At 61.6% G+C, this 23201-nt stretch carries 22 protein-coding genes; 16 read left to right on the forward strand and 6 right to left on the reverse strand.

Annotation, left to right across the window (positions count from 1 at the left end):
• Positions 1 to 185: 185 nt before the first annotated feature.
• The 5 genes from CU081_RS17650 to CU081_RS17670 form a co-directional block, all read right to left on the reverse strand.
• Entirely contained in the window at positions 186 to 803 is a 618-nt protein-coding gene (locus CU081_RS17650; RefSeq protein ID WP_100185507.1) for a DUF3313 family protein, read from the reverse strand.
• 12 nt (positions 804 to 815) lie between these two features.
• A complete protein-coding gene (locus CU081_RS17655) occupies positions 816 to 1151 on the reverse strand; it encodes a DMT family transporter (RefSeq protein WP_080750184.1) in 336 nt (111 codons plus the stop codon).
• Between the two features lie 169 nt (positions 1152 to 1320).
• Positions 1321 to 4437 (reverse strand): efflux RND transporter permease subunit, encoded by a 3117-nt coding sequence (locus tag CU081_RS17660; RefSeq protein ID WP_100185508.1) that lies wholly within the window; start codon positions 4435 to 4437, stop codon positions 1321 to 1323.
• Positions 4438 to 4459: 22 nt separating this feature from the next.
• Complete coding sequence (locus CU081_RS17665) at positions 4460 to 5626, reverse strand: efflux RND transporter periplasmic adaptor subunit (RefSeq protein ID WP_100185509.1); 1167 nt, start codon at positions 5624 to 5626, stop codon at positions 4460 to 4462.
• On the reverse strand, positions 5626 to 6261 hold the full coding sequence (locus CU081_RS17670; RefSeq protein ID WP_100185510.1) for a TetR/AcrR family transcriptional regulator: 636 nt from the start codon (positions 6259 to 6261) through the stop codon (positions 5626 to 5628). The genes CU081_RS17665 and CU081_RS17670 overlap by 1 nt, the downstream gene beginning before the upstream one ends.
• Before the next feature lie 109 nt (positions 6262 to 6370).
• Between CU081_RS17670 and CU081_RS17675 the strand changes: the two genes are divergently transcribed.
• The 16 genes from CU081_RS17675 (at position 6371) to CU081_RS17750 (ending at position 21707) form a co-directional block, all read left to right on the forward strand.
• Entirely contained in the window at positions 6371 to 7795 is a 1425-nt protein-coding gene (locus CU081_RS17675; RefSeq protein ID WP_028699135.1) for an efflux transporter outer membrane subunit, read from the forward strand.
• Positions 7796 to 7869: 74 nt separating this feature from the next.
• Positions 7870 to 8814 carry a LysR family transcriptional regulator gene (locus tag CU081_RS17680; protein WP_004883081.1) on the forward strand — a complete coding sequence of 315 codons (945 nt, stop codon included), beginning with the start codon at positions 7870 to 7872 and terminating at the stop codon, positions 8812 to 8814.
• Positions 8811 to 9086 (forward strand): EexN family lipoprotein, encoded by a 276-nt coding sequence (locus CU081_RS17685; RefSeq protein WP_004883082.1) that lies wholly within the window; start codon positions 8811 to 8813, stop codon positions 9084 to 9086. The genes CU081_RS17680 and CU081_RS17685 overlap by 4 nt, the downstream gene beginning before the upstream one ends.
• Positions 9087 to 9376: 290 nt before the next feature.
• Positions 9377 to 11392 carry a conjugal transfer protein TraG gene (locus CU081_RS17690; protein WP_004883083.1) on the forward strand — a complete coding sequence of 672 codons (2016 nt, stop codon included), beginning with the start codon at positions 9377 to 9379 and terminating at the stop codon, positions 11390 to 11392.
• Positions 11389 to 11853 carry a ribbon-helix-helix protein, CopG family gene (locus tag CU081_RS17695; protein WP_004883086.1) on the forward strand — a complete coding sequence of 155 codons (465 nt, stop codon included), beginning with the start codon at positions 11389 to 11391 and terminating at the stop codon, positions 11851 to 11853. The genes CU081_RS17690 and CU081_RS17695 overlap by 4 nt, the downstream gene beginning before the upstream one ends.
• The gene (gene trbB, locus CU081_RS17700; protein WP_004883088.1) at positions 11850 to 12917 is read left to right on the forward strand and encodes a P-type conjugative transfer ATPase TrbB; all 1068 of its coding nucleotides are present in this window, start codon (positions 11850 to 11852) and stop codon (positions 12915 to 12917) included. The genes CU081_RS17695 and trbB overlap by 4 nt, the downstream gene beginning before the upstream one ends.
• A 5-nt stretch (positions 12918 to 12922) precedes the next feature.
• The gene (locus CU081_RS17705) at positions 12923 to 13297 is read left to right on the forward strand and encodes a TrbC/VirB2 family protein (RefSeq protein ID WP_425267603.1); all 375 of its coding nucleotides are present in this window, start codon (positions 12923 to 12925) and stop codon (positions 13295 to 13297) included.
• Complete coding sequence (locus tag CU081_RS17710; RefSeq protein WP_004883097.1) at positions 13294 to 13566, forward strand: VirB3 family type IV secretion system protein; 273 nt, start codon at positions 13294 to 13296, stop codon at positions 13564 to 13566. Before CU081_RS17705 ends, CU081_RS17710 begins: the two co-directional genes overlap by 4 nt.
• An 11-nt stretch (positions 13567 to 13577) precedes the next feature.
• Positions 13578 to 16028 carry a conjugal transfer protein TrbE gene (gene trbE / locus CU081_RS17715; RefSeq protein ID WP_004883099.1) on the forward strand — a complete coding sequence of 817 codons (2451 nt, stop codon included), beginning with the start codon at positions 13578 to 13580 and terminating at the stop codon, positions 16026 to 16028.
• Entirely contained in the window at positions 16025 to 16762 is a 738-nt protein-coding gene (gene trbJ, locus CU081_RS17720) for a P-type conjugative transfer protein TrbJ (RefSeq protein ID WP_004883101.1), read from the forward strand. Before trbE ends, trbJ begins: the two co-directional genes overlap by 4 nt.
• A 12-nt stretch (positions 16763 to 16774) precedes the next feature.
• A complete protein-coding gene (locus CU081_RS17725; protein ID WP_004883103.1) occupies positions 16775 to 17101 on the forward strand; it encodes a hypothetical protein in 327 nt (108 codons plus the stop codon).
• On the forward strand, positions 17098 to 18462 hold the full coding sequence (gene trbL, locus CU081_RS17730) for a P-type conjugative transfer protein TrbL (protein WP_004883106.1): 1365 nt from the start codon (positions 17098 to 17100) through the stop codon (positions 18460 to 18462). Before CU081_RS17725 ends, trbL begins: the two co-directional genes overlap by 4 nt.
• A 29-nt stretch (positions 18463 to 18491) precedes the next feature.
• Complete coding sequence (trbF, locus tag CU081_RS17735) at positions 18492 to 19196, forward strand: conjugal transfer protein TrbF (protein ID WP_004883108.1); 705 nt, start codon at positions 18492 to 18494, stop codon at positions 19194 to 19196.
• On the forward strand, positions 19193 to 20185 hold the full coding sequence (trbG, locus tag CU081_RS17740) for a P-type conjugative transfer protein TrbG (protein ID WP_004883112.1): 993 nt from the start codon (positions 19193 to 19195) through the stop codon (positions 20183 to 20185). Before trbF ends, trbG begins: the two co-directional genes overlap by 4 nt.
• 2 nt (positions 20186 to 20187) lie before the next feature.
• Positions 20188 to 21468 carry a TrbI/VirB10 family protein gene (locus tag CU081_RS17745; RefSeq protein WP_004883119.1) on the forward strand — a complete coding sequence of 427 codons (1281 nt, stop codon included), beginning with the start codon at positions 20188 to 20190 and terminating at the stop codon, positions 21466 to 21468.
• On the forward strand, positions 21465 to 21707 hold the full coding sequence (locus CU081_RS17750) for a DUF2274 domain-containing protein (protein ID WP_004883121.1): 243 nt from the start codon (positions 21465 to 21467) through the stop codon (positions 21705 to 21707). Before CU081_RS17745 ends, CU081_RS17750 begins: the two co-directional genes overlap by 4 nt.
• A 292-nt stretch (positions 21708 to 21999) precedes the next feature.
• Here the strand turns inward: CU081_RS17750 and CU081_RS17755 are convergent, their stop codons facing one another.
• A complete protein-coding gene (locus CU081_RS17755; RefSeq protein WP_003857538.1) occupies positions 22000 to 23112 on the reverse strand; it encodes a mechanosensitive ion channel family protein in 1113 nt (370 codons plus the stop codon).
• Between the last annotated feature and the right edge of the window lie 89 nt (positions 23113 to 23201).

Consider the following 23201-nt stretch of genomic DNA (forward strand, 5'->3'; position numbering starts at 1 on the left):
TACCCCCGCAAATAGCATCGCGCAACCTCTCGAATAGAAAAGAACGAAAGGCCACGGCAATTTTGCGGTGGAACCGAGCGAATTCAGAATGATGCTGGCGATCCAAGAAAGGCACCCCACCAACCCTCTTAATGGGGTTTCTCGCACTTTGCTTGTGGCGCGCGCAGGTATGGAATAAATGCTATTCACGAGTCAGCACTTCTCCAAGCGCTATTGATCTGTTCAAGGCAGGTGGAGATTGCAGACTTTGCATGTCCGAGCAGTGTATAGGACCCTTTGAAATCAGCGAGAGCGTTGCCGTGCCCGAAGCAGCTAGCAGCAGCAACTCGACGACCTGTTTGTTCATCTACTGCCTCGAACTCCAAACTGGCTCCGCCGGTTGTCACTGGCCCAACAAGCAACGTCGTTAGGGTGTTGACTGCTCTATTGGGCGTCTCAATGGCCGTAATTGCCACACGCACACGTATGCGGCCTGACGAGGAGGGAGCTTCGGACTTGGTTTGGAGGTGTCGCAGTTCACTGTTGACATGATCGAGAAGCTCACGCACTTGCTCCGAGTCAAGACCATCAATGCGTCCAGTTCCCGTCACTATCTGAGCACCCTCGACTACTATTTCCCGGTAATGACGGGGCTCAAAGCCAGGCGCTTTAAAGAGTAAAACGTTCTCGTACTTCGTTTTTTCCAATGCATCGTAATTACCAAGAAACGCAGATCTCGTCATTCCGTTTGATGCACAGCCAGACAAGGTCGCAGCAAGGCTTAGCACCAGAAGGAGCCGGGCCGGTGAAATAGAGGTATTCATAGAAAGTTTCGCTTATCCCATTTTCAAACAGACAATTCCGGAGACAACAAGCGCAATGCCGGCCCAACGTATCAAGGAAGCCGTGTCACCGAACACATACACACCCACAAGAAATGCACCTAGTGAACCGATGCCGGTCCAGACCGCATAGGCTGTTCCCATGGGAATATGCTTGAGTGATAGCCATAGGAAAAATCCACTGGCTGCCATACAGGCAACCGCAATGGCCGGCCCCACGTAGCGCATCGCCACATTGATTGCACCCAGCTTGAGGCCGAGTGGCCAACCTATTTCGAAAAGTCCAGCAAGCAGAAGCACTAGCCATGGATTCCACATCAGCGGGTTCATGTATTTCTCCAAATCTATTCAGAAAAACTTAGCCATCCAACCATCGACAAAATCGGCAGGTTGGCGACAGTTAGTTTTATTCCTAGAGTCTTTCCAATAACGCTGAATCAGCCCCCTGCGTTGCCCCAGCTACGGGACATGACGGGGCCTAACACGTTGATCAGATGGTTTAAATCGGCTGCGTCGGATGTCGCGTCGCTTCTTGACGCTGCTTTCTGCCGGGCCACTTCATCCCAAACAGCACTTCGTAGAGCAGCGGGATCAATCCCAGCGTCACGAGAGTGCCAAGCGCTAAGCCACCAATCATGGCGATGGCCATGCCCTTCCACAGCGGACCTGCAAACAACATCAGTGGCACCAGACCGGCGATACAGGTCACCTTCGTCATCACGATCGGACGCAGCCGCTGCATCGCCGCCCCCACCAGGGCCTCATGCCGCGCGAGCCCTTCCGCGAGGCCCTGTTCAATGCGTTCGAGCAGCAGAACAGCGTTGTTGACGATGATTCCAAAAAGCGCGAGCACACCAAAGGTCGCCATGAAGCTGAAAGGCGTCCCTGTCGCCTTCAATGCAATCACGACACCAATCAACGTGAACGGAATGGTTGCTAGGATGACGATCAGCTTGCGGAACGAGTTGAACTGCCAGATGAACAGCAGCAGCATCGCCAGAAGAGCAAACGGCATGTAGTGCGAAAGCGAAGCATTCGATTCAGCTGATTCTTCAATTTCTCCACCAAGCTCTATGGCATAGCCTGCAGGTAGTTCGATTGCAGCGATCCTAGGTGCGAGATGATCCACGATCTCTTGCGCGGTGTATGCCGTGTTCTGCCCCTGAACCGTAACCGTGGGAATGAGATTGCGGCGTTGAATAACGGACGGCTCGCTGGACAGCGTGACATCGGCCACTTGAGCAAGAGAAACGGGTTGTCCACCCGACGCAGGATAGATGGTCGTCGCACCTACGTCTGCAGTACTGCGCCGATCACTGGACGTCCCACGCATCACGATTGGCACGCTGGTATCACCATCGCGGATCACCGAGATCGACTGGCCGATGTAACGGGTGCCAAGCCAGGCGGCGATGTCGTCGGTGGTAACGCCAGCACGTCGCGCACGGTCTTGATCGACCCGAACATCGAGACGGCCGACACGAGTGTCCCAGTTGTTCTTGATGTTGGCAGTTCCAGGCAAATCCCGAAGTGCGGACTCGATCTTTGCCGCTGCATTCATGAGCACCTCATGATCCGGCCCGCTGACCCGGTAGACGGCTGTGCCAGCTTCGGTAGTACCTAACGAGAACCGCTGAGGCTCTGCGCGTACCTCTCCATGATGCTGGGCGAAATAAGCCCGCGTCCGGGCAATCACCGCATCAATGTTGGTGCCTGTCTTGACCGTCACGACGAAGTACGCAATGTTCGATGCTGGCAACGGTGGATTCAATCCGAGGATGAAGCGCGGTCCACCGTCAGCCACGTAGCCAATGTGATCCGTAATTTCGGGGTTGATTTCTTGATCGCCGAGCCAGCCACTGACCTCCTTCACTTTCGCAAGCGTGAGGCGTGAATCCGTTCCTGGTGCGAGTTGAACAGGTATCTGGAATTGCACACGGTCGGACTTCGGCAAGAAGTCGTATGGCAGTGTCGTAAATCCGTACAGAGCTACGGCCAATGCACCCGTCATCACACCGACGTAGATCGCCTTGTGGCCGAGTACCCACTCAAGCACCTTGCGATAGCCGCGATAGAAGCGTGTGTTGTAGGTCTGCGCGTCGTCTGCTGGCTGATGGTGCACTTTGGCGAAGTGGTAGCACAGCAGAGGTGTGACGGTCAGACACAACAGCCAAGATCCGAGTAACGTGAGCGCGAGGACAATGACGAGAGAGCGCAGATACTCACTCGTCGCACTCTGGCCGAAGAAGAACGGGGAGAAGGCGATGACGATAACCAATGAGGACGTCAGCAGCGGCAGTGCGAGGGTACGACCCGCTTCGAGACAAGCCTGTTTGCGGTCTTCACCGGCTGCCAAGCGCCGTTCAATGTCTTCGGCAATCACGATGCCGTTGTCTACCAAGAGCCCCAAAGCGATGATGATGGCTGCCATCGAAACACTTTGCAGCTCGATGTTCAGCGCGCGCATCACGATCAGTGCCCCCAGAATGGTAAGCGGCACGATCATCCCGACGATGAATCCTGTGCGCCATCCCAGGAAAAGGACGACGACGCCGAGCACGATGACAATCGTTTCGATCATCACCTGGTTCATCTTGCCCATTTCACGTTTGACGACGTCTGCCTGGAATGTCACATAGGAGAGCTCGAAACCTGCGGGCAGAAGTTTCTCAAGCTCGGCCACACGGGATTTGAGGGCTACGCCGAATTGCTCCACGTTCTGGCCCGAGGTCATGGACACTGCCATCACTACGGCAGGCTGGCCCTTATAGACTGCAGCAGACTCGGGAGGATCTGCAGGTTGTACCTGCACGCGCGCAAGCTCTCCCAGTGAGATTGAAGGAGCAGGCGAAGCACCGCGCGCACCCTGAGCTTGCGCCATCATGATCGGCAACGCGCGCAGCGAAGCGGCGTCGCGAACCTCTCCACTAACGGCCAGCGAAGCGTTGATGCCGCCGATGGCGATTTGCCCGCCTGAAAGAACGACGTTTTGTTTAACGAGTTGATCGATCACCCCTTGAGGGGTCAATCCAAGCTGGGCTAGCTTGGGCCGGTCAAATTCAAGATAGACGCGCTCTTCCTGCAGACCATAGAAGCTGATGCGATCAACGCCAGGAAGCGCGTACAGGCGGTCGCGCATCTCTTTCAGCGAAACCCGCATCTCGCTCATGGAGTAGCCTGGAGCAGTCACAGCAATGGACGCCACGGCAACACGGCCGAAGTCGTCGTTGACAAATGGCCCCAACGTACCCCGTGGAAGCAGAGGCTGAGCATCGGCAACCTTCGCGCGAACGCGCTGCCATATGGGGGCTAGGTCGGTGTACCGCTCCCAGATCGTGACCTGTATGACGGCCCCGCCCGCGCGAACGGTTGTGGTTACACGCTTGACCTCGGCCAGCTCCCGCAAACGCTCCTCGATCGGACGCGCGATCAACTGCTCAACACGTTCGGCTGGCATGCCAGGGTTCAGAACGGCAACAACCGCATCTCGAATCGTGACCGATGGCTCTTCCTGCGAAGGGAAATTGAGAAACGTGGCAATGCCGGCAACAAGAATGATGACCGCGGCAAGGTAGGTGAGTCTGCTGGCGCGCAGCGCCATTTCTGTGATCTTCATAGCGAAGTCTTCCTGTAGCGGGTCAGCGTCCGGCCAATTGAGTCGTGGCTTTGAGTGGAGTGACTTGTTGTCCGTTCGTCAGCCAGCCCGCGCCAGCCGCGACCACCATCTCGCCCCGCTTCAGGCCACCCACGACGCGAACGTTGTCGCCGCCTGGCTCGCTCTGGAACTGCACTTCCCTGCGGTGCACCTTCTTCCCCGTCACGTCATACACAAACACTGCGGCTTGTCCTGCTTTCTCACTGAGCACCAGTGCCGAATAGGGAAGCATCAGGCGGTCTGGTGAGGCATCCTTCGCTTCCGGCGCCTTCAGCAATACTTGAACGGCTGACCCGGGTCGAAGACTGCGCGCCTGAGTGGCATCTTGAGGAACTAGCACGACAGGCAAAAGTGAGCCATTTTCTGCACGCAAGCCAATGCGTTGTACCGAAGCACGAACGGGACTTGCTGACTCGCTCAGACGCAGTTCTGCGACTTGCCCAACTTTGATGTGCACTGCTTGGGTCGTCGATGCAGTCGCAAGGACTTCTACGCCGCTGCGCAGTCCATCCACTTGAAGCACGGGCGCTCCGGCTGCAATATCAGTGAAAGGCAGAGCGAGCTTCTCCGCGACGACGCCGTCAAATGGCGCATGAATGGCGGTACCCCGTCTCGCACGCTCGGCGAGGCCCAATGTGGCCTTTGCATTGCGTACCTGGCCTTCAGCAGCAACCAACTGTGCTTTCACACTCTCGAATGCCGCGGGGGATATCACGTTGCCCTCAAGCAGCCCCCGTTGCTGCGTTGTTTGAACGATTCTGTCTGCCAATGCGGCTTCCGCTGCAGCGAGTGCCGCCCGAGCCTGCTCCAGGCGGAGTTGCTCAGGCTGAACATCCAACTCAGCCAGAAGCTGTCCGCGAGAGAAGCGATCTCCCACGTCCACATGAAGCTTGCTGATACGCCCGCCAGTCTCGAACCCCAAGGTACTCCGCTCACTGGAGCGAACTAGACCACTCAATTCAATGCGATTGGCCACAGAACCTACATCCCCCACCGTGAGCAGCTTGACCGCTCGCGGTGGATCGGAAGCAGGCTCCTTCTGACTACCACAGCCGGCAAGCGATGCGAGCAGAACAAACGCGAGGCCGACTTTCTGCATTTGCCAGGACTGGGATTTAAAGGGAGTGCAAGACACGGGAAGGCCTTTCATCAGCGTTTATCAATAGGGGTGAGTTCCAGTTCGCCGCGGGCGAGCGCCTGGAGGGTGTGCATGAGTCGAGAAAGGTCTTCGGCAGCAAACGTCGGAAAACCCATCATTTCGGCGAGGAAGACTCCGTCCAAGGCAAATAGAACGATTCCGGCGATATCGGTGCCGCGTGGAGATTTGCTCGCGTTCTCGTACTGCCTGCGGTACCAGCCGCGCACAGGCTCAAGCAGCGTGGGGTCTTCAGCCACGGCCGCCAGCAATGCAGCGCTCATCTTTTGCATCCCGCCGTCAGGCATAGCCGAGACCTGGCTGGATAGCCAAGGGTCTGGATCGCCGACGAATGGCAGCTCTCGCTCTTCCTGCCCGCCATCAAACGCCGAGACCTGGTCATCAATCATCGTGAGGAGCAGATCGCGCTTGGTCTTGAAGTGGTACAGGAACGCACCTTTGCTCATTCCTGCCCGTGCAGCGACCGCGTCAAGCGTTAGGTGCCCGGCACCTCCCTCCATGACTACGTCACGCGCAGCTTGAAGGATGCGCTCCCGTGTTTGTTGCGCTTTCTTAGAGATGGAGGGGGCTTCAGCGCCGTTGTCCGCCGAATGCGACTCCTCTGGGCTTGATTTCATACGAGTTGCCATGGTGAAACTCCAAAGATGCTTGATTTTTGAACCGTCTGGACGGTATAGTACACGCCATGAACTATGCCCGTCAAGACGGCCTCCTCAATTCACAACCTAGTGGCTCAACATGTCCGATCCCTACGCCCGCCGCGGCCTTACTGCTGTTGCATTCCTATCGATCACGCTTCTCGCCGCGTGCAGCCACTCGCCTCACAGGGTGGAGACATCACGCGTTGAGGTTCCGGCCAAATTCATGAACGAAGCGGGTCTGGCTGTGCAGCAGGTGCCAGCACAAGCACTCCCGGCCGAGTGGTGGACGGCGTACGGTGATCCGCTGATTGACGCGCTGGTGCGCAACGCGCTGGAGCACAACACCGATCTCGCTATTGCAAGAGCGCGGATTGATGAAGCTGTGGCGATCACCCGACGTACACGCGCTTCAATGTTCCCTAGCTTGGCGCTCACGCCCCAAGCAACGCGCGCGCGCGACTTTTCTTTGGCACCGACCATCAGCAGCGATGCCAGGCTTCCGCTGTCGGCTTCATGGGAAGTTGATCTAGCGGGCCGCCTCTCGCATGCCGCTGATGGCGCACGGATGGACGCAGTTGCTGTCGAACAGAACTGGTTCGCGACACGTTGGCAGATCGCCTTTGAGACAGTGTCCGCTGCACTGCAGCAGCGGCAGGCGGCAGAGCTGGAAGATCTGGCAAAAGAGCGACTTCAAGTCGCCGAGCGCCTTGAGCGTCTGACAGAGCAGAAGTTCAAGGCAGGTCAAGCTACGGGCTTTGACATTGAACGCACGCGTTCCGAGGTCATCGCCCTCCGGGTGGAGCAAGAGCAGTTGCGACGCGTACGCGGCGAAGCAACGCATGCCTTGGATGTGCTCGTTGGCCGGATTCCGGGGGCGCTTGGCAGCGGTCCTGCGCTTGCCTCTCTCACCATGCCCGATTGGACTCCCAGAAGCGTGCCAGGCGAATTGCTGCAGCAGCGCCCCGACGTCAGAGCCGCGCAGGCGCGTCTTGCAGCGGCGACGGCGCGATGGAACGCAGCAGAAGGCGAGCGGTTCCCCAAACTTGTGCTCGATTTGAGTGGTGGGCGCCAACGCTTCGAGAACAACGGAACACGTGTGGCAGGGAACATTTTCTCTCTGGGCTTGGGTGTGACGCTTCCGATCTTTGACGGTGGAGCAATACAAGCGGGAATCGACGAGGGCTCAGCACGCAGTCGCGGCGCACAGGCTGACCTGGAACGCACGGTTTTGCTTGCGCTTCAGGATGTGGAGAACGCTTATCTGGGCTGGCAGACCCAGCGGACTTCTCTGCAGCATCAGGTCGATGGTCTTGTCGTCGCTGATCGACTCCTTGACCGCAGTCGACGCCTCTTTGAGGCGGGACAGGTGGATGCGACCGTTGTTGCAGAAGCGGAGCGTGGCACCTTGTCCCAGCGAGCGGCTCTGGTCCGTGCTCGCGCCGACGCAGCCGTGCAATGGGGTGTTCTCGCTAAAGCGCTTTCTGGTTCGCCAGAGCATGTGAATCTGCAATCTTCACCCTGAGTCCTTGAGTTGGAAGAACGCAGCATGGCAGCGAGTTTTAAATACTGAATAGATCGACGATTAGTAGGGGACGCATGGAAATTCGACATCTACGTTGTTTTATGGCGCTCGCCGAGGAACTTCACTTCGCTCGCGCCGCTGCGAAACTGCATATTGAGCAGTCCCCACTGTCTCGCACGATCAAAGAACTCGAAGAGGAGTTAGGAGCACAGCTCTTTATTCGGAACACGAGAAGCACGCGTTTGACACGAGCTGGGTTGATGCTCATGGAGCACGCACCTCGGGTGTTCGCATCCTTGCAACAGGCGCGGGACTGCGTGAAGGCAGCAAAAAATGGCTTTCATGGACAACTCCGCGTCGCCTTGTCAGACGGCGCAACACTACTGTGCTTACCAGCCCTATTGGCGTTGTGTCGCGAGGAGGAGCCCGAGGTTGAGATTCGCTTTTTTGAGGTGCCACTATCCCAACAAATCAAAGGATTGCACGACGACCTGTATGACGTCGGCTTTGCACAGTCCGACGACGTAGGTGATGGAATCGTCGCACTTCCCGCGTGGACTGACACGCTTATGGTGGCGCTGCCAGCTCGGCATCCGTTGCTGGCTCTTAAGCGAATTCCATTGGATGAACTGCTGCGCTACCCGCTAGTGCTATCTGATCCTCAAGTGTGCGAGGGCCACGCCAAGCACATTGAGCGAGTACTTAGCCGGGCTGAAATGCAGCCTCTAGTTGCCGAGCGGGTTACCACTTTCGACCTGATGATGGCGTTGGTATCTGCCGGTTTTGCACTCGGACTTACAGGGGCTGCACACATTGCAGCCTCCCGAGAGCCAGGAGTCGTGGCGAGGCCGCTTTCGACACGCGTACCACCTTTGACGACCTATCTACTCAGACTTGAAGGCGATCCGTTTGACGAGCTTGCGCGCTTCATTCAGCGAGTACAGGCCATCGAATTGCCAGAGTTTCTCAGGTCAACAAAAAGCCGAAATCCCGATCTTCCGGAGGAATTGATGCCATGAGACTCGCCATCACGCTCGTCGCTGCAATGCTAGTCGCATGCGGTCAATCTGATAAACCGCACAAAGCCACTAGTGCAGAAAAGAAAACCCCGACAGTAGAAGAGCTGGTGGCAGACCCGGAACAGCTCAAGAAGTTGCGCCAGCAATGCAAGACGGATCGGCCTACTTTGGGCGAACTGCTTTGCAACCGGGTAGCGGAGGCAACACGTAAGCGGTTCTACGGTGACGGAAAAACGCCATACACACCGCCCAAAGAATCCCCCAAATTCTGAAATTCAGCAATTCAGCAATTCAGCAATTCAGCAATTCAGCAATTCAGCAATTCAGCAATTCAGCAATTCGCTAGTCTGCCTGAATCTTCTGTTCGGCACGCTGATATTCGCCGGCGCTTACGGAGTCACTCCCTGGCTAGACACAGCGCGAATTCATTCTTTCTTATCGACCTTTCTGCCCCAAACGGTCTTTGACCGGCACTAAGCCAGCACCGATCCTGACGCCTGCGGCACATTTCTAAGCCGCGTTTCCCAAGGGAATCAGCGTAGGAGAGATTGGAGGCGGGGCTATGCAAGGTACGAATGTGCTGTTCGGTCAGATAGCCGTGGTATTCGGCATCGTGATCGCGGGTGTGTGGGGCGCCACACAATGGACGGCAGCAGCCCTTGGCTATCAGGTACGCCTTGGCTCCCCCTGGTTTGATTTCCTCGGCACACCGATCTACCTCCCGTGGAAGCTGTTTGAGTGGTGGTTCTTCTTCGATGCCTACGCGCCACGCGTTTTCGACACGGGCGGTGCCATAGCGGGTGGCAGTGGCTTGCTGGCGGTGGTGGTCGCAGTCTGCATGTCGATCTGGCGCTCTCGTCAATCACGCCTAGTCACGACCTATGGCTCGGCACGCTGGGCAAGTACGGAGGACATTCGCAAAGCCGGCCTTACGCAGCCGATCGGCGTGTTCCTCGGTCAGCACGATGGCAAGTACCTTCGGCATGAAGGCCCGGAACACATCCTCACTTTCGCGCCCACGCGCTCAGGCAAAGGCGTCGGCCTTGTGGTGCCGACGCTGCTTTCTTGGCCTGCATCCGCCGTAGTCCACGACATCAAGGGCGAGAATTGGCAGATCACCGCAGGTTGGCGCTCACGCTACTCACACTGCCTGCTGTTCAATCCGACCGATGCGAAGTCGGCGGCCTACAACCCGCTGCTAGAAGTTCGGCGCGGCGCACATGAAGTGCGTGACGTACAGAACATAGCCGACATTCTGGTCGATCCAGAAGGCGCGCTTGAGAAGCGCAACCATTGGGAGAAGACTTCGCACGCGCTGCTGGTCGGGGCCATCCTGCATGTGCTCTACGCGGGCGAGGACAAGACGCTGCGCGGCGTCGCCAATTTCCTCTCCGATCCGGCCAGCCCCTTCGAGCTGACCTTGCACCGGATGATGACCACACAGCACCTCGTGAACGTGGAAGGTGGTGGCCCGCATCCAGTCGTCGCTTCGGCGGCGCGCGAAGTGCTCAACAAGTCGGACAACGAGCGTTCCGGCGTGTTGAGCACCGCCATGTCGTTCCTGGGCCTCTACCGCGACCCCACGGTGGCCGAAGTCACCTCGCGCTGCGACTGGCGTATCGCCGACCTGATCGCGTCCGAGCATCCGGTGTCGCTTTATCTGGTAGTGCCACCTTCGGATATTTCGCGGACGAAACCGCTCATTCGCCTGATCCTCAACCAGATCGGCCGACGGCTCACCGAATCGCTCGACGGCAGCGACGGCATCGAACGCCGCCACAAGCTGCTGCTGATGCTCGATGAGTTCCCGGCGCTGGGCCGCCTGGACTTCTTCGAGACGGCGCTTGCCTTCATGGCGGGCTACGGAATCCGCAGTTTTCTTATCGCCCAATCGCTCAACCAGATCGACAAAGCCTACGGCCAGAACCATTCGATTCTGGATAACTGCCATGTCCGCGTGACGTTCGCCACCAACGATGAACGCACTGCGAAACGGATCTCCGAAACGCTTGGCACCGCTACCGAACTGCGCGCGCAGCGCAACTATGCCGGGCACAGATTGGCACCGTGGCTGGGGCACCTCATGGTGTCGCGGCAGGAGACGGCCCGCCCGCTACTGACGCCCGGTGAAGTGATGCAGCTTCCGACTGAGGAAGCTGTGGTGATGGTGTCCAGCGTGGCACCGATCAAGGCCAAGAAGCTGCGCTACTACGCCGACGCGAATTTCAAGAACCGCGTTTTACCGCCGCCTGTGCTCGCGGCCGGGCAATACGCGGACGCGCCACCGGCCCGGCCCGACGACTGGAGCGGCCTATCGATCCCAGCCGTGTCAACGGTCCGGGCTGCGGGCCTGTCCGGCGATGGCACAGGCACCGCCGATGACGGCGGCCCACGCCGACAGCCGGAGCTATCCGAAGTCAGCGAATACAGCCCCGAACCGCTGCTCGCCGGCCATGACCTGACTCTGCTCGATGACGACGACGACCTGCCGCTGCCGCTTCCCGGCCAGCTCGACCCGGCCATGCAGCGCACGGCCCGGCTGGCTTCCCTCGACCCCAACGACGGAATCGACTTATGAGCCAATACCGCCTCAATCTGTTCATTCAGCCCGAGCACGCCAAGCGTCTCGAAGAACTGGCCGCCAAGAAAGGCGTGTCCAAGTCGTCCATTGTCGCGGCGGCGCTCGCGTCGTGGCTATCGCCCGATGCTGGCGACCAGCGCGAGGCGGCCATCGCCAAGCGGCTCGATCGCCTGTCGCGGCAGGCCGAGCGCATGGAGCGCGACCAGAACATCCAGATCGAAACACTGGCGCTGTTCATCCGCTACTTCCTGACCGTCAGCACCCCGATTCCCGAAGCCCATCAGGACGCAGCTCGCGCCCAAGGCAAAGCGCGTTTCGAGCAATTCGTGGAGCGGCTCGGCCGCCACCTGCTGCGTGGCCGCAGCCTGGTGCGCGACGTTGTGGAAGAACTGCACCCAGACCCGGCGCGAATGGATGACGCGGAGGCACTGGCTGAAGCGCAGGAGCGTGCCTCATGAGCGCCATTCCGCAAACCCCGCCCGAACTCTCATCCGCCGCAACCTCTCTGGATCGCCGTATCCAGATGCTGCGCACGGCAATGGGGCCAGTCATCGCCGCTGCGCTGGCCGACCCCGACGTGGTGGAAATCATGCTCAACCCCGACCGCACCCTATGGGTGGATCGGTTGTCATCGGGCCGCATGCCGCTGGGCGTGGAGCTGTCCCAAGACGATGGCGAACGCATCATCCGGCTGGTGGCTGCGCACGTCGGCGCAGAGGTGCATCGCGGGCGGCCGCTGCTGACCGCCGAGCTGCCCGAAACCGGCGAGCGGTTCGAGGGCATCTTGCCGCCCGCAGCGCCCGGCCCAGCCTTCGCGCTGCGCAAGCGCGCCGTGAGCATCATCGGGCTGGATCGCTATGTGGCCGACGGCATCTTGACCACAGGCCAGGCCGAGTTCCTGCGCCGCGCCGTGCGTGAGCGCCAGAACATCCTGATCGCCGGGGCGACGAGCAGCGGCAAAACCACACTCGCCAATGCCTTGCTTGCGGAGATCGCCGCCACGGGCGACCGCGTGCTTGTGCTCGAAGACACCATCGAGCTGCAATGCGCAGCCCGCGACCATGTGCCGCTGCGCACCCGCGCTGGCGTCGTGTCTATGACCGAGCTGGTGCGGGCCACGATGCGCCTGCGCCCCGACCGCGTGATCGTCGGCGAGGTACGCGGCGGCGAAGCCCTGGACTTGGTTAAGGTGTGGGGCACCGGCCACCCCGGCGGCATCGCCACCATCCACGCCGGTTCCGCGCTGGGCGCGCTGCTGCGCCTCGAACAGTTGATTCTTGAAGTGGCGGTGAACCCACCGCGTGCGCTGATCGCCGAGGCGGTCAACGTCGTGATCCACATCGCCGGGCGTGGCCGCAAGCGCCGCGTCGAAAGCATCGCCCGTGTCGTCGGTTTCGACGGCACCGGCTATCGCCTGGCGGACGCGCTGGAAACACCGTTTCCCGAGCTGATGCCGGTTCCTCTCGCAGCCGATGCCGCTGCGCCTTCCTCGTCCCTTGACCTACCTGGAGAACTGCCATGACGCAGATGCACGTTCACGCTTTCCGTAATTCCGTAAATCCGGTTTCAACCATCGCACGCCTGCGGCGGCTGGCCGGCCCCGCGCACCACGGCCTGCTGCTGGCCGCAGTCATGCTGATGACGGCGGGCACGGCGAAGGCATCCGGCTCCTCGATGCCGTGGGAAGGCCCGCTGCAATCCATTCTGGAGTCGATTCAGGGGCCGGTGGCACGCATCGTCGCGGTCATCATCATCATCGCCACGGGCCTCGCGCTCGCCTTCGGCGACACGTCGGGCGGCTTTCGCAAGCTGATCCAGATCGTGTTCGGTTTGAGCATCGCGTTCGCCGCGTCCTCGTTCTTCCTGTCGTTCTTCAGCTTCTCCGGCGGGGCTGTCGTATGAGTGGCCCGGATAGCTTCGCGGCCGGCTTCGAGGTGCCGCTACATCGCTCGCTGACCGAGCCGCTCTTGATGGGCGGCGCACCGCGCACGGTGGCGATTGCCAACGGCACGCTAGCCGCTGCCGTCGGGCTGGGCCTGCAACTCTGGATTCCTGGCGTAGTGCTCTGGATCGTCGGTCACTCGCTGGCCGTGTGGGGCGCGAGGGTCGATCCGCAGTTCATGCAGGTCTTCGCCCGGCACATCAAGCACAAGCCGCTGCTGGACGTGTAGGAGACGCCGCCATGCTTAACCTTGCCGAATACCGCCAGCGGCCCGCCTTGCTGGCCGACTGGCTTCCCTGGGCTGGGCTGATCGCGCCGGGCGTGGTGCTGAACAAGGATGGCTCGTTTCAGCGCACGGCGCGCTTTCGCGGGCCTGATCTGGACAGCGCCACGCAGGGCGAATTGATCGCCACGACGGCACGGCTAAACAACGCGTTGCGCCGGCTGGGTTCGGGCTGGGCGCTGTTCGTGGAAGCCGAGCGCCAGTCGGCCGCGGACTATCCGCATTCCGACTTTCCCGAACCGCTGTCCTGGCTGGTGGACGAAGAACGCCGCGCTGCCTTTGAGGAATCGGGGAACCACTACGAAAGCAGCTATCACCTGACGCTAGCCTATCTGCCGCCGGAGGAATCCCGCGCTCGTGCAGCCAAGCTGCTCTACGAGCACGCGCCGGGCGATGGTGTGGACTGGCGCGGTCGGCTTGACGCCTTCCTGGCAGAAACGGATCGGGTTTTCGACCTGCTCGATGGCGTGATGCCAGAAATCGTCTGGTTGGACGATGCCGCGACGCTGACTTATCTTCACGCCACGGTGTCCACGCGGCGCTACCGGCTGGCCGTGCCCGAGGTGCCTTTCCACCTCGACGCACTGCTGGCCGATTCCGCCCTAGTCGGCGGCCTTGCGCCCATGCTGGGTGACCAGCATCTGCGCGTGGTGTCGGTGCGGGGCTTTCCGACCTCGACCTGGCCGGGCCTGCTGGACGACCTCAATCGCCTGGGCTTTGCCTATCGCTGGAGTACCCGGTTTCTCTGCCTCGATAAAGCCGAGGCGGAAAAGGAGCTGGGCCGCCTGCGTCGCCAGTGGTTTGCGAAACGGAAGAATGTCATTGCGCTACTGCGCGAAACCATCTTCCAGCAGGAATCGCCGCTGGTGGACACGGATGCCAGCAACAAGGCGGCCGACGCGGATGCCGCCTTGCAAGAGCTTGGCAGCGATCAAGTCGCCTTCGGCTACCTCACCGCCACGGTGACGGTGTTCGATGACGACCCTGCCGTAGCCGACGAAAAGCTGCGCATGGTGGAACGTGTCATCCAAGGACGTGGCTTCGTCACCATCCCCGAAACCTTAAATGCAGTCGATGCGTGGCTGTCGTCCATACCAGGCAATGCCTATGCCAACGTGCGCCAGCCCATCGTCTCGACGCTGAATCTGGCGCACATGATGCCGGTGTCCGCCGTGTGGGCTGGGCCGGAGAAAAACGCCCATCTCGACGGCCCGCCGCTGATCGTCACGCGCACGGATGGCGCGACGCCGTTCCGGCTGGTGACGCACATCGGCGACGTGGGGCATACGCTGGTCGCGGGGCCGACGGGCATGGGAAAATCTGTCCTGCTGGCGATGCTCGCCTTGCAGTTCCGCCGCTATGGCGGCTCGCGCATCTTCGCCTTCGACATGGGGCGATCCATGCGGGCGACGGTGCTGGGCCTGGGCGGCGAACACTACGACCTCGGCGCGGACGGCGCCATTGCCTTTCAGCCCTTGGCCCGTATCGACAGCGAAGGCTATCGCACCTGGGCCGCCGAGTGGATCGAAGGCCGCCTGCTGCATGAAGGCGTGACCGTCGGCCCCGACGAGAAAGCCGCCATTTGGTCGGCGCTCGGCAGCCTCGCTGGTGCGCCGGTGGAGCAGCGCACGATGACCGGGCTTTCGGTGCTGCTGCAATCGAACGCGCTGCGGCAGGCATTGTCGCCGTATGTGCTGGGCGGCGCGCACGGCAAGCTACTGGATGCCGACCGCGACCGGCTCGGCAGCGGCGACGTGCAGGGCTTTGAGATGGAAGAGCTAATGCACAGCCCCGCCGCCGTGCAAGCGGTGCTGCGCTACTTGTTCGCCCGCTTCGATGCACGTTTCGACGGTGCTCCCACGCTGCTGATTCTCGATGAAGCCTGGCTATTCCTTGATGAACCGTCCTTCGCGGCACGCATCCGGCAATGGTTGAAAACTCTGCGCAAGAAAAACGTGTCGGTGATCTTCGCCACGCAGTCGCTTGCCGACATCAAGGATTCGACCATCGCGCCCGCGATCATCGAAAGCTGCGCGAGCCGGATTTTCTTGCCCAACCCGCAGGCGACCGAGCCGCAGATTCGCACGGTCTACGAGGGCTTTGGCCTCAACAGTCGGCAAATCGAAATCGTCGCCACCGCGCAGCCCAAGCGCGACTACTACTACCAATCGCGCCTGGGCAATCGTCTGTTCGACCTCGACCTGGGGCCAGCCGCGCTCGCCTTCTCGGGCGCATCCACACCGCAAGACCAACGCGACATTGACCGAGTGCTGACGCAGGCCGGCGCTCCCGGCTTCGCCGGTGCGTGGCTACGCCATCGCGGCCTCGATTGGGCCGCCGACCTGCTGCCGTCCTCGCCGTCGGCGGCTTCTTTCCTCGCTACTCAACCCCTGGAGATTTCGCCATGAAGACCCGTGTACTTTCCGTTTCGCTCGCCGCCGCGCTGGCCGGCTCGCTGATGCTCGCTCAGCCAGCGGCGGCGCTCACTTTCGTTGATCCCGTCAACTTGGTGCAGAACACGCTGACTGCCATCCGCACGCTGGAGCAGATCAACAACCAGATCAACCAGCTCCAGAACGAAGCGCAGATGTTGATGAACCAGGCGCGCAACCTGGCGAATCTCGACTTCAACATCGTCAACCGGCTGCGCTCGACGCTCGCCACGACTGAACGCCTGATTGCCGAGGCGCAAGGGCTGGCCTACGACGTGCAGAGCATGGATGCCACGTTCTCGCGCCTGTACCCGGAGCAGTACGCCGCCACCATCAGCGGCGACCGCATGGCACAGGACGCACGCGAACGCTGGAAGAACACGCTCGACGGCCTGCACACCGCGATGCGGATGCAGGCGCAGGTGTCGCAGAACCTGACGCAAGACGAAAGCGCGCTGGCCGACCTCGTGAGCCAAAGCCAATCGGCCACGGGTGCGCTGCAAGCGATGCAGGCAACGAACCAGCTTCTCGCCTTGCAGGCCAAGCAGTCCATCCAGGCCCAGCAGCTCCAGATCACACAAGACAGGGCGGCCTCGCTGGAGCTGGCGCGGCAGGCAGCGGCCACCGAGCGCGCCCGCGAAGTGCGGCGGCGCTTCCTGGGCACCGGCACGCCGTACACACCGCAGTCCGTCAACTTCTACAACAACTGACGGGAGGCGGCCATGCGATGCGTTCCTGTCCTGCTGGCCGTGCTGCTGACCGCATGCGGCCAGCAGCCGGCTGAAGACCTGACCGCCACCTTGGCCGCCGATCCCGTGCGGCTCAAGGCGCTGCGCGCCCAATGCGCAGCCGACCGGCAAACCGCAGGCGAAGACACCTGTCGCGCCGCTGCCGAAGCCTTCCGGCGGCGCTTCTTCACCGGCCAGACTGGGCCGGACGAATACCGGACGCTGGCAGAACTGCCGCCGATTCCGGCGAGTTTCGACACGCCAACCGACGACGCGCCGGAAGGTGATGCGTCGCTCGCCGCTGCGGAGGACACGCCATGAACGACGTAACGATCATCGACAGATTCCTCGATACCTTCTCGCGCTACATCGACTCCGGTTTCGGTCTGCTGCAAGGCGAAGTCGCGTTCCTGACGGCCACTCTCATTGTCATCGACATGACCATTGCCGGTCTGTATTGGGCCATGAGCCATGCGACCGGCCAGGGCGAGGACGTGATCGCCAAGCTGCTGCGCAAGGTGCTTTACGTCGGTGCCTTCGCCTACATCATCGGTAACTTCAATTGGCTGTCGAGCATCGTGTTCCGCTCGTTCGCCGGGCTAGGCATCACCGCCACTGGCTCGGCCATAACGATGGAGAACTTCTTGCAGCCGGGTCGGCTTGCCAAGACCGGCATCGACGCCGCTGCGCCGATCCTCGACCAGATCGGTGACATGGCCGGCTTCCCCGAAGTGTTCGTGAACCTCGACCCCATCGTGGTGCTGTTCATCGCTTGGCTGGTGGTGATCCTCTGTTTCTTCGTGCTCGCGGTTCAGCTTTTCATCACGTTGATCGAGTTCAAGCTGACCACGCTTGCCGGCTTCGTCTTGATCCCGTTTGCGCTCTGGAACAAAACCTCGTTCCTCGCGGAAAAGGTGCTCGGCAATGTGGTTTCGTCAGGCATCAAGGTCTTGGTGCTGGCGGTAATCGTCGGCATCGGCTCGGGCCTGTTCGCGGAGTTCCAGGTTCATCCCGACGAGCCTTCCATCGACCATGCGCTTGTCGTGATGCTGGCTTCGCTTGCCTTGCTGGCGCTGGGCATCTTCGGCCCCGGCATCGCCACGGGCCTTGTGTCCGGTGCGCCGCAGCTCGGCGCGGGTGCGATGGCGGGCGCTGCCGTCGGCGCGGTAGGCACGGGTGTTGCCATCGGTGCCGCCGCGACCGGCGTGGGCGGTGCCGTCATGGCGGGCGCACGCATGGCCCCGGCCGCCGCAAAGCTGGCCGGGAGCGGCGCACGCGCCGCCACGTCGGCGGCCAGCAGCGCCAAGTCCGCATTCCAGGCCGGTTCCGCCGCTGCGGGCGGCGGGGCTAAAGGCGCGGCTGCGGGCCTCGGCAATGTCGCCAAGACCGGCGCGCAAGCGGCAGGCCGCCGAGCTGCATCGGGCGCTTCCGCTGCCGGTCAGAAGGTGGCCGACTCCTTCCGGGCAGGATGGAACGGTGCGGATGTCGGCGCTGCCGGTTCCGGCCAGGCCGCCGCAGGCGAAGGCGCAGCCAGCGCGCCGAAGCAAGAGCAACCCGCCTGGGCAAAGCGGATGCACCGCCGCCAGCAGATCACCCATGCCGCAACCACCGCAGCCCACACGCTGCGCAGTGGCGACGGCGGCGGCTCAGGGCAAGGCCCAAGCCTGCGCCCCGATGCGTGACCCGATACCTGACCACCAAGGAGAACCCTATGCGATTCAAACGCCCGCAGGTGCGCTATGCCGACACGCCGCAGCCTGCCACCCCGTACCAATCCGCCGCGCAGGTGTGGGACGAGCGCATCGGCTCGGCCCGCGTCCAGGCCAAGAACTGGCGTTTTATGGCCTTCGGCTGCCTCACGCTTGCGCTGCTGATGGCCGGTGGCCTGGTGTGGCGCTCGGCGCAGTCCATCGTCACCCCTTACGTCATCGAGGTCGATCAGTCGGGGCAGGTGCGCGCCGTCGGCGAAGCCGCCACGCCGTACCGGCCCGCCGATGCGCAGATCGCGCACCACCTGGCGCGCTTCGTGACGCTGGTGCGCTCGCTGTCTATCGATCCCATCGTGGTGCGGCAAAACTGGCTGGACGCCTACGACTACACCACCGACAAAGGCGCGGCGGTGCTCAACGACTACGCCAGCAAGAACGATCCTTTCGCCCGTGTTGGCCGCGAGTCGGTGACGGTGCAGATCACCAGCGTGGTACGCGCCAGCGATGCCTCGTTCAACGTCCGTTGGACGGAGCAACGGTTCATCAACGGTGCCCCCGCCGGGACCGAGCGATGGAACGCGGTGCTTTCCACCGTCCTGCAAACCCCGCGCACCGAACAGCGCCTGCGCAAGAACCCGCTGGGTATCTACGTCAACGGCCTGTCGTGGAGCCGCGAACTGGATTCTTCTGAAGGAGCCAAGCCATGAACCTGTCTTTCCGCTTATACGCTTTCGCGCTGACCGTGGTGGCCCTGTCGGGCTGCGCTTCGCAGGGCAAGCCGCCTCCGTCCATTTCGCTCGATGAGCCGGTGCAGGCACAGCCGCTGCCGGAGCCGCCTGCTCCAGTGGAAGTCGTCGCCATGCCCGAGCCGCTGGCGCTGCCAGCGCAGTTGAAGCCGCTGCACGAGTTGGACGCGGCCCCGGCTAAGCCGGAGCCGGCCGATGAGAAGGTGCGCGTTTCCCGTGCCAATGCCGAGGCGCGCATCGCGCCCACGCGCGAGGGCTACGTCAATGCGATTCAGGTGTGGCCCTTCACCGATGGTGCGCTCTACCAAGTCTATGCCGCGCCGGGACGCGTGACCGTGGTTTCCTTGCAGCCGGGCGAGGAACTAGTGACGGTCGCAGCCGGCGATACCGTGCGCTGGATCGTCGGTGACACGTCCAGCGGCAGCGGCGACGCGATGCGCATCAATGTGCTGGTCAAGCCCATCCGCTCAGGCCTCAAGACGAATTTGGTCATCACCACCAGTCGCAGAACATACCTGCTGGAACTGACCTCGACGGAAAAGGCATGGATGGCGTCGGTGTCCTGGGACTACCCAAAAGACCGGATGTTGGCCTTGCAGCGCCAGTCGCAGGCGGCTAGCGCCGCCGCACCGGTCGATACCGGACTGTCGCTGGAGAAGATCCGCTTCCGATATTCCGTCTCAGGCAGCAATCCGCCGTGGAAGCCGCTGCGCGCCTTCGACGATGGCGAGAAGGTCTATATCCAGTTCCCGCCGGGAATCGCCCAAGGCGAGCTGCCACCGCTGTTCGTCATCGGCGCGCAGGGCGACGGACAACTGGTGAATTACCGTTTTCGCTCGCCTTACTACATCGTGGATCGGCTGTTCGGCGCGGCCGAACTGCGCCTGGGCGGCGACAAGGGTGACGTGGTGCGTATCGAACGCACGGATGGCTTGGCGCGGAGGAACTGACCATGAGCCAGGACGACACTCCCGACCTCGCCACGCCGCATGCGGGCAAGGTGGCACCCGAGGCAGTTGCGCTGCGCGCCCAACCGCGCCCGGTCACGCGCCTGAACCGGCGCACGCTGGCCATCCTCGTCGGCGGTCTCTCGGTCGCTGTGCTCGGCGCGCTGATGTGGTCGCTGCAACCGCAGCGGCGCGGTGCAGGCGAGCAGACCGAGCTTTACAACGTCGATCGCGTCTCGAAGTCCGAAGGGTTGGACGCGCTGCCGGCGGACTACTCGAAGCTGCCGCCCCCCTTGGCGGCATCCGTGCCGGAGTTGGGGCCGCCGCTGCCAGGCGATCTTGGCCCGGCCATTGTGAAGTCGCAGCAGCCGGTGACGGCCGCCTACGCGGCCCCCGGCAACGACCCCAACGACGCGTTGCGCAAGGAAGCCGAAGCAGCAGCGGCATCGGCGGTGTTCTTCCGCTCTGGTTCGCAGAAGGCCGCGCCGGTGGCGCAGACACAGGTAGCCGCTGCGCCGGGCTTCACCGCCAATGCGGCCTTCGACCCGCTGGCGGCCGGGCCTGCGTCGACGGCGGCCCAGCCCGCCGACCCGACCGCCGTGCAGAACCGGCAAGACCAGAAAGAGGCATTCCAGAAAGCCGGAACCACGGAAGCCCGTGATTCCGGCAACCTGACGCTGCCGGCGTCGCCGTATCAGGTCATGGCCGGAACGGTGGTCGCCGGGGCGCTGGTGACGGGCATCAAGTCGGACTTGCCGGGCGATGTGATCGCCACAGTGACGGAGCCGGTCTATGACACGGCTACCGGCAAGTTCCTGCTGATCCCGCAGGGGTCACGCATCCTGGGCAAATACAACAGCCAGGTCAGCTACGGGCAGAGCCGCGTGCAAGTGGTGTGGAACCGGATCATCCTGCCCGACACGTCTTCGCTCAAGCTCGACAACTTGGCCGGCACCGATCCGGCCGGCTACGCCGGCTTGGAAGATGATGTGGATTGGCATTGGGATCGCGTCTTTGCCGGTGCGGCACTGACGACGCTACTGGGCATCGGTGCCGAACTGGCTGCGCCGGAGAACCGGCAGGACGGTGATCGCGTCATCATCGCCGGCCGCGATAGCGCCCAGGACAGCATCAATCAGGTCGGTCAGGAGATGACCCGGCGCAACCTCAACATCCAGCCCACCTTGACGGAGCGCCCCGGCTTGCCGGTTCGCATCATCGTCAACCGCGATCTGGTGCTGCGGCCGTACCAGCCACTTTTCTTCAACAGGGGGACTTCGCGATGACGACGCGCAAGCTACGGCTCGGGCCGCTGCCGAAAACGGAATCCACGAAGCTGACTTTTGCTTGCCCGGCCAGCCTGAAAGCCGACCTCGACCGCTACGCTACGCTGCACGCGCAGACCTACGGCGAGGCGGTCGATGCCACGGTGCTAATTCCGCACATGCTAGAAGCCTTCATGGTCGGAGATCGGGGATTCAGGAAGGGAGGCGCGGGCAAGGCCGCGCCGCCGAAGCCAAGCTGATGATGCCGGTTTCCGCTGGCGGCCATCCCTCAAACGCGCAGCCCAAGGCTGCGCGTTCTTCATTCTGGAGGACGGCGACCGATTGGGCTATGAAGACCAAACGCGGCTACCGCCTGCAGGCAACCGCCCCCGATGCAGCACGCTCGGGCTTTCTACCGCGAAGCTCCTATGTGGCTCCCAGCCCACAACGCCACAGCCCCGCAAGGCGGCCCGAAGTAGAGCCAAACCCGCACCCCATATAGACTTCCGGCCATCAGGCTGATTTCAACAATCGCTTGACTGCGGACATTTTTTATTGCGCTTCGCTCAACCGTTGCGCAGATGCCTCGTCGCCGGCATTCATCCAGGGCGCGTGCAGAACCATGCTCGGTAGCGCCAGCTTGATCTCCTGCTGGTTCAGCCCCTCCAGGATACGAATATTGATCTCCTGCTGAATATCCATGTACTTGTTGTAATCCGCCGTATTAACAATATGAACCACCTCGAAGGTCAGGCGATCGCGATCGAAGCCCAGGAAATGGGCGCGGTCAAACTTCGTTTCCCCGACGTCGGTAATGATCTGTTTGACCATCTCACCCACTGAACGCAGTTTTTCCGGCGCCGTGTCGCTGGCGACCCCGAAGGTAAAAACAATCCGCCGCGTTTGCATCCGCTTGTAGTTATGCAGCGTCTGTTGCAGCAGGATGGCGTTCCCGCAGACAATCTGCTCCCCGCTCAGGCTGCGGATACGGGTGGTTTTCAGACCAATGTGCTCTACCGTCCCGGCGACATCGTTAAACACCACAAAATCGCCGATTTCGAACGGCTTATCAAAACCGATGGAGAGCGATGCAAACACGTCGCTCAGGATCGTTTGCACCGCGAGGGCGATAGCAATACCCCCTACCCCAAGGCTGGCAACCAGAGCAGTGATGTTGACGCCCGCGTTAGCAAGAATAGACAGCAGCATCACTGACCAGACAATGGCACGGAGGATAAGCCCCGTGATCACCAGCGTCACCGGGTTTTTATGGCTTCCCGGCGCCAGCATGACGTGACGAAGCCACGACACCACCCCCTGATCCATCCACAGCGCCACCTGGATAGCGAAGACCAGGAACCAGGCGTGGCTCACGGTACCAAAGAGATGATCCGGTAAGTCGACGAAACGCAGGCTGAACAACAGCGCCACGACAAAAAGCAGGACGCGGCTGGTGCGGTTAAGCATATCCGTCAGGATAAAGCGCATCCGGTTGGTGCTGGGGTGCTTGTCGCCCCAGGTGGTGATCCCTTTCTTAACGAAGGCGATCAGGCGCGTCAGCAGCCAGTACACCAGCAGAGTCACAAAGACCACCGTGGCGACGCCGATCCAGAAAGACGGCGTCATCATCAGCTCGATGATGTCGAAGCGGGACAAAAATCGCATTACACCTCCTCGTATTACACAAAGGGTAAAGTATAGACAGAGGAGAAAAGCTGGCCGCAGAAATAAGAAAACCGCCCCAGGGGGCGGTT

Origin of the sequence: Enterobacter sp. CRENT-193 (assembly GCF_002787395.1) — a bacterium.
GTDB classification, from domain to species: domain Bacteria; phylum Pseudomonadota; class Gammaproteobacteria; order Enterobacterales; family Enterobacteriaceae; genus Enterobacter; species Enterobacter hormaechei_C.